The organism is Gordonia asplenii, from assembly GCF_012933505.1.
GTDB lineage: Bacteria > Actinomycetota > Actinomycetes > Mycobacteriales > Mycobacteriaceae > Gordonia > Gordonia asplenii.
Window position 1 is genome coordinate 1 of sequence record NZ_JABBNB010000080.1, and the last position, 1,097, is coordinate 1,097.

Consider the following 1,097-nt stretch of genomic DNA (forward strand, 5'->3'; position numbering starts at 1 on the left):
AAGTCCTTCGGTTCCCAGAACATTTGGCGGGATGTCTCACTGACGCTGCCGGCCGGTGAGGTGAATGCTCTGCTGGGCCCGTCGGGTACCGGTAAGTCGGTGTTTTTGAAGACGCTGATCGGTCTGCTGCATCCGGAGCAGGGGTCGGTGATCATCGACGGTACTGATATCACTCAATGCTCGGCGCGGGAACTGTATGAGATCCGCAAACTGTTCGGTGTGCTGTTTCAGGACGGTGCTCTGTTCGGGTCGATGAGCTTGTATGACAACATCGCGTTCCCGCTTCGTGAGCACACGAAGAAGAAGGAGACCGAGGTCCGTCAGATTGTGATGGAGAAGGTCGAGATGGTCGGCCTGCTCGGTGCGGAGGACAAGCTTCCCGGTGAGATCTCCGGTGGTATGCGCAAGCGTGCGGGTCTGGCCCGCGCGTTGGTGTTGGACCCGCAGATCATCCTGTGCGACGAGCCGGACTCGGGTCTGGATCCGGTGCGTACCGCCTACATTTCGCAGCTGTTGATCGACATCAACGCGACTATCGACGCGACGATCCTGATCGTGACGCACAACATCAATATCGCTCGTACCATCCCGGATAATATCGGCATGTTGTTCCGTAAGGAGCTGGTCATGTTCGGTCCGCGTGAGGTGTTGTTGACCTCGGAGCAGCCGGTGGTCAAGCAGTTCCTTGCCGGTGATCGGTTCGGTCCGATCGGTATGTCGGAGGAGAAGGACGAGGCGGTCGCCGCGGCGGAGGCGGCGATGCAGGCGGCGGGTATTTCCGGTGGTGGTACGAAGGACGACTTCTCCGAGATCATCGCGCAGGTGCAGCCGAATCCCGGCATGCCGGTGCGTAAGGCTGCGATTCGGCATCGCCGCAACGTGGAGCAGATTCTGGGTACGTTGCCGCGTAACGCGCAGGAAGCGATCACGGCCAGTTTCCGTATCGATGAGCAGGATGTCGCTTCCGGCAATGCCGGTGACACGATCATCGCCGCCGTGGAAGCTCAACGTAACGGTTACGTCGAATACGGCGGCTTCGACGTCCCACCCATGCAGGTCACCGGCAACGCCGTCGAAACCACACCCCACCAGCAGGT

General features: G+C 60.1%; 1 protein-coding gene. It reads left to right on the forward strand.

All coding sequences use genetic code 11. From position 1 onward, the window contains the following. Positions 1-1,097 (forward strand): ABC transporter ATP-binding protein (locus HH308_RS29270; RefSeq protein WP_246284940.1); only part of this gene is annotated, 1,097 nt, incomplete at both ends.